Annotated in this window: 6 protein-coding genes and 1 pseudogene; 2 read left to right on the forward strand and 5 right to left on the reverse strand. The window is 63.0% G+C overall.

The annotated features are described in order from the left end of the window. Together AB4Y99_RS26980 and AB4Y99_RS26985 are read right to left on the reverse strand one after the other, a co-directional pair. The coding region (locus AB4Y99_RS26980; protein ID WP_441525498.1) for a helix-turn-helix domain-containing protein at positions 1-201 on the reverse strand (201 nt) is incomplete at its 3' end. Continuing rightward, on the reverse strand, positions 185-787 hold the full coding sequence (locus AB4Y99_RS26985) for a hypothetical protein (protein WP_441525499.1): 603 nt from the start codon (positions 785-787) through the stop codon (positions 185-187). The genes AB4Y99_RS26985 and AB4Y99_RS26980, both read right to left, overlap by 17 nt. A 332-nt stretch (positions 788-1,119) precedes the next feature. Between AB4Y99_RS26985 and AB4Y99_RS26990 the strand changes: the two genes are divergently transcribed. After that, on the forward strand, positions 1,120-2,385 hold the full coding sequence (locus tag AB4Y99_RS26990) for a hypothetical protein (RefSeq protein ID WP_441525500.1): 1,266 nt from the start codon (positions 1,120-1,122) through the stop codon (positions 2,383-2,385). After that, complete coding sequence (locus tag AB4Y99_RS26995; RefSeq protein ID WP_441525501.1) at positions 2,283-3,440, forward strand: methyl-accepting chemotaxis protein; 1,158 nt, start codon at positions 2,283-2,285, stop codon at positions 3,438-3,440. Before AB4Y99_RS26990 ends, AB4Y99_RS26995 begins: the two co-directional genes overlap by 103 nt. Positions 3,441-3,674: 234 nt before the next feature. On the opposite strand, the gene AB4Y99_RS27000 is transcribed toward AB4Y99_RS26995, so the two are convergent. The 3 genes and pseudogenes from AB4Y99_RS27000 to AB4Y99_RS27010 all read right to left on the reverse strand — a co-directional run. Then, entirely contained in the window at positions 3,675-4,058 is a 384-nt protein-coding gene (locus AB4Y99_RS27000) for a type 1 glutamine amidotransferase family protein (RefSeq protein ID WP_441525502.1), read from the reverse strand. Between the two features lie 22 nt (positions 4,059-4,080). Further along, positions 4,081-4,236, reverse strand: coding sequence for a hypothetical protein (locus AB4Y99_RS27005; protein WP_441525503.1), 156 nt, complete (start codon positions 4,234-4,236; stop codon positions 4,081-4,083). Positions 4,237-4,297: 61 nt separating this feature from the next. Further along, positions 4,298-4,534, reverse strand: a pseudogene (locus tag AB4Y99_RS27010) (hypothetical protein); the annotation flags it as partial.

Consider the following 4,534-nt stretch of genomic DNA (forward strand, 5'->3'; position numbering starts at 1 on the left):
GGTCAGCATCTTGGCTTCTTCCAGGATCTGGACGTGCCGGCTGAGGTTGCCGTCGGTCAGGCCGCAGAGATCCCGAAGCTCGGTGAAACTCAACCCCTTCGGATGATCCGCCAGCGATGTGAGAATGCCCAGTCGCGCCTTCTCGTGAAGGACGCGATCCAGGCCCTCAAACGCAAAGGGTGCTTCAACGCTCTTGGTCAAGGTCGTCCTCTTTGGATGCGAGGTGCAGGATGCCAGCCACCAGGAGCTGCCCGGCGCCGAAAGGAACGCCCATCAGCCATCGGCTGGCGATCTCTGGATCCGGGCTGAGCATGAGGCTTGTCGCGCCGGCGGCGAAATAGAACAAGGCAGCCCAGACCATCCGGCACGGCAGATTGCCGAGGACGGCAAAAATCCCGACGCCGATCAAAAGCTGCCAGAGGCCGGGGAGCAGGCGTGCATGGTCCGGCATACGCAAGAGAACCACGATGCCGGCGATGGCTCCGGCAGCCGCGGCGGGCAGAAACCGTTGCAATGTCAAGGTGAGGAGCCGCTCCGCCATCGCCGGGTGGAGCTTGCGCGCTCTGAGGATCGCTTCCGTGCCGATCATGCAGACGCAGAGTCCGGCCAGGAGAATCCAGGCGACCAGCCGGTCATCGCCGAGAGAGGTCTGCCAGACGGCCAGGGCAAAAGCCATCAACCCGGTCGCGGCGACAACATGCGGCGCAAGCCCGCGAAACCGCGAACTTGCGGCCAATTGCCCGCGAAGGCGGATGATATCGTCGAGAGCGGAATCCAGATCGCGCATGGGTGCCATATATCGCAGATTGCTCTGCAATACAAAGTGATTTGCGATGATGCTGCCCGACTCCGGTCTTGGCCAGTGTCTGCACTGGTCGGCGAATATCCGCCTGGCGCGGCTTTCGGCGGATGATGCCGTCCTGCGAAGTTCACGCAGGTATCGAACTGGCGCGCCGCATATGTCCGCTTTCCGGCGTTGGCTCAAGGTCCAGTTGTGGCGCTTTTGGGGCCCCGACAGGTTGTCCGATTGGGGTGGATTAAACGGAGTATAAAGGCTTATCGCGCATTTTAGTTGTAAAGCGCCCAGTCAGGAGGCGCTTTACAACTAATGGGGCTCGGGTGACGAAACTGTTTGCCAAGTTGTCCATCCGGACGACGCTTGCTTGCCTGATCGGCCTGATGGGCTTGATTGTTGCCGCCCTTTGCGGGCAGCAGATGTGGACGTCGTATTGGCAGCACAATGCTGCTGTGAAAGCAGCTGAGCTGGCAAAGCTCGATCAGGACCTCTTTAATGCGCTTGTCAGCGCGCGTTATGAGCGCGCCTCTTTGCAGACGGCTGTAATCCAGTCGCTCGACAAGAACCAGAGCTCGATCGCGACTTATCAAACTCGCCGCAAGGAAGTCGACGCTGCTATGGCGGCGGCGCGCGAGACGCTGGCGACGACACCATTCCCGGCGTTGAAGTCAGCAGCCAATACACTGTCGGCGCGCTTCACCGATTACAATGCGCTGCGGGATGCTGTCGACCGCGATGCAAAGCTGGCTCCCGCTTCGCGCGACAAGACACTTGTCGCGAAAGTCCTGTCAGTTGGTGATGCCTATCTGCAGAGCTTGGAAGAGGCGGCTTCAGCGGCAGAGATCGAGATCCGCGCTCTGAATCCGCGCCTGTCGGAGCTGATCATCACGCGCAACCTCGCCTGGTCAGTGCGGGCCGCGATCGGCACCTCTGGTCAGATGTTCAGCTCGATCCTGGCGCAAAGTCGTCCCTTCGATGAGAAGGAGGCCAAAGCGTTGGTATTGGCTGAGGCGCAGGGTGCCTTCGGCTGGTCTTCCGTCAAAGCCGTCGCCAACACGCCACAGACCGCACCCGAGATCCGCAGCGCCATTGCTCAAGCCGACACCAGCTACTTCTCCGGATCCTTTAAGGCTCTCAAGGACGAGATGACCCAGAAACTCACCTCTGGGCAAACGGTCGCGATGAGCACCGAGAAGTGGCGGGAAACCGTTATTCCAGCGCTTGATTCCGTTAGTGACGTCGCCAGCGCAGCGCTCAAGGCGCTGAATGAGAGCGCTGCGGCCGCAGCTAGCCGCGCTTCGTACGTTTTGGCCACCTACTCAGCGCTGTTCATTGGAGCACTACTGCTCTCGGGCTTTGGCTTTGTTGTCGTGCGATCGCGTGTCACAGGATGGCTCTCATTGTCTCGGATGTCGGAGAGGTCGTCGCGGCGGCCGCCGCCGGCGATTTCTCGGCCCGCCTCCAGATCGACGATGCCGACGAGCAGATGCAGCGGCTGGTCTCCGGCATCAACGAGATCAACAGCGTCGTGGACGGAGCGACGACGGAGTTCGCGGAGATCTTGCAGGGGATCGCGGGCGGGGACCTGACGAGCCGGGTCGAGACGGCCTATCGCGGCCGCTTTGCCGATTTGAAGGGCGCGATCAACGAGACGGTCGATCGCCTCTCCGACACGGTCGCGACGATCCAGACGACTTCGGCCGATGTCGGGCTGGCCGCGCGCGAGATCAACATGGGTGCCGACGATCTGTCGAAGCGCACCGAGGARCAGGCCTCYTCGCTGGARGAGACCGCYGCCACCACCGAGGAGCTCGCCGCGTCCGTCAAGGCCTCGGCCCAGGCCTCGAAGGATGCCGCCCGCATCGCCGACGAGGCSATGCAGGCCGCCCAGTCGGGCGGCACCATCGCCGGCCAGGCGGTCGAGGCCATGGCCCGCATCGAGAGCGCCTCGCAGAAGATCTCCGACATCATCCGCGTCATCGACGACATCGCCTTCCAGACCAATCTGCTGGCGCTCAACGCCGCGGTCGAGGCGGCCCGCGCGGGCGATGCCGGCAAGGGCTTTGCCGTCGTCGCCTCGGAAGTCCGCACGTTGGCGCAGCGTTCGAGCGCCGCAGCCAAGGACATCTCCGGGCTGATCTCCTCCTCCAATGTCGAGGTCGGCGACGGGGTGAAGCTTGTGCGCCAGGCGGGCGACCAGCTCGCCCGCATCCTCGTGGCCTCGCAGAAGGTCGCGGCGACGATCGCCGACATCTCGGCCGCCTCGGGTGAACAGGCCAACGGCATCGATGAGATGAGCCAGGCGGTGGCGCATCTCGACGAGATGACGCAGCAGAACGCGGCCTTGTCCGAACAGAGCGCGGCCTCGGCCAACTCGCTGTCCGGCCGGATCGAGCAGCTCAACGCGCTGGTCGCGGCCTTCAAGATCCGGCGCGAGCCTGCCGGTCAGGCGGCTTATGCTCAGTCGGCCGCGACGGCAGCGCGCGCGGTCAAGGCGCCGATGCAGCCAGCTCCCGCCGGCGAACCGGCGCGTCTGCGCCAGCTCGCCGAGGCCGCCTTCGTGCAGTCCAAGGCCATGCCCGCCCCGCGCAAGGTCGCCAATGGCGGCGGCCGGGCCAGCGATTCGGGATGGGAGGAGTTTTAATCCTATCCCCACAGCCAACGGGCTCTTGCGGCCCGTTGAGGTGGGCAGTCGAAGGGTCAAGACCGCGTCTACTGACCACCGGCATCGAGCACTTCGTCTGCTTCGGGGCAGAATGCCAAGGTCAGCTTGATGGCGCAGAGGGCGCGCGCCGCAAGTAAGGCAACTGCCCATTGACAGGCCAAGAAACAACGACGGTGACGTCTTCGTCACCGCCGCTGTTTGATATGGGCGCACTCATTTAAGCCGCTTGAGAACCTCCAGTCCTACCTGCGAAGCGGAAGCCGGGTTCTGGCCCGTGATCACCTCGCGGTCCGTCACGACATGCGGCGTCCACGGCGTTGCGTTGCCGCTGAAGCGACCGCCTGCCCGTTCGAGAGCGGTTTGCGGGTAGAACTTCATCTCGCCCTGCAAGAGCGACTTGGCCTGCTGCTCCTCCTGGTTGCTGATCACTGTGAAATTGTAGCCCTCGTAGATCCAGGCGCCGGGATTGGGCTTCTCCCCCGCTTCGAGCTGCGCGGCGAATTGCGTGGGCTCATTCAGGGTCGACATCAGGGCGATCGGGCCATGACAGACAAGCGCAGTTATCTTTCCCTTGGCGTGGAAATCACCACCGATCATGTACACAAGGCTCCATCTACGATCAGCGATTGCGCGTGAAACTCTGCAACGCATGCCTGAGCTGCGAGCCGAAAGCGCGCATCGCGCCCGTTCGGGCCAATTTGACCGCCCAGATCAGCAGCGCAACGCCGCCGGCCAGATGAATCAGGATCGCGGTCGCGCTCTCGCCATTGGCCATTTTCGTGCGGTCTTTCCCGGGGGCGGGTCGAGAAGATAACCCGATCCCGGTCTTTCAGCGGTCAGGGCAGTTTTTGGGCTTCGAAGAAGCCATCCAGGGGAATCTGTGTGGTTTTCTCGAAATCATCCATCGCATCGACCAAGCGCCGGCGATAATTCAGAAGGGCGAGCAGCAACTGCGCGGCGTCCCGGGACAATCCATAGCGAGCCCAGCTTTCCGCCGTCCGGGCCTCCAATCCTATGTGCTTTCCAAAGGCCTCCACCGTCTCGAAGCCCAGCCCTTTGACGACGTCCAGCAG

The organism is Allobosea sp. TAB14, from assembly GCF_052113865.1.
GTDB classification, from domain to species: Bacteria; Pseudomonadota; Alphaproteobacteria; order Rhizobiales; family Beijerinckiaceae; genus Allobosea; species Allobosea spartocytisi.

Coding starts and splice junctions, on each gene's coding strand:
- AB4Y99_RS27005 (WP_441525503.1), bottom strand. CDS start 4,236: ATGGCCAATGGCGAGAGCGCGACCGCGATCCTGATTCATCTGGCCGGC.
- AB4Y99_RS27000 (WP_441525502.1), bottom strand. CDS start 4,058: ATGATCGGTGGTGATTTCCACGCCAAGGGAAAGATAACTGCGCTTGTC.
- AB4Y99_RS26985 (WP_441525499.1), bottom strand. CDS start 787: ATGCGCGATCTGGATTCCGCTCTCGACGATATCATCCGCCTTCGCGGG.